This is a genomic window from Snodgrassella sp. B3837 (assembly GCF_026535955.1).
In the GTDB taxonomy this organism is placed as follows: Bacteria; Pseudomonadota; Gammaproteobacteria; order Burkholderiales; family Neisseriaceae; genus Snodgrassella; species Snodgrassella alvi_E.
In genome coordinates this window covers 490-913 of sequence record NZ_JAFNPI010000016.1, presented here as the reverse complement: position 1 = coordinate 913, position 424 = coordinate 490, and the positions used below count along the sequence as shown (strand labels likewise).

The 424-nt window shown below is 37.5% G+C and carries 1 protein-coding gene; it reads right to left on the bottom strand.

Translation table 11 applies throughout. The annotated features are described in order from the left end of the window. A partial coding sequence (locus J3U67_RS06625; protein ID WP_267404408.1) for a hypothetical protein occupies nt 1-424 on the bottom strand: 424 nt, incomplete at both ends.

Sequence of the window (424 nt, the reverse complement as noted above, 5' to 3'; positions counted from 1 at the left end):
AAATACCTTATTAGGTTGTTTAGAATATTCAAAATCCCAACTTTCTTTTGATGATTCTAGAATATTATTAAACCATTGATTAAAAGTTTTAGGTTGTTTAGGGCTATATAAGTTATAAACAATCGTATAACCCCACGGAAAAGGCTTACCTTTAGGAATCAGATTTTTATTATCATTCATATAATCAATATCAGTTTGCTCTCTTCTAATTTTAATAGCACCATCCGTTACGCGGTATTGAAAATCAAAACCATCAATGGGTAGCTGATAAGTGATGGGGGGACGCTTGTATTCGCCGGCTTTTCTATCACGGTCGAAATCGCCAGGGTCTCCTACATAGTGTACCCACGTAAACACTACACCATCGGGAATACTGACCGGTTTACCGCCCAGATTACCAATGGAATCATAGCGCCCAAATCGA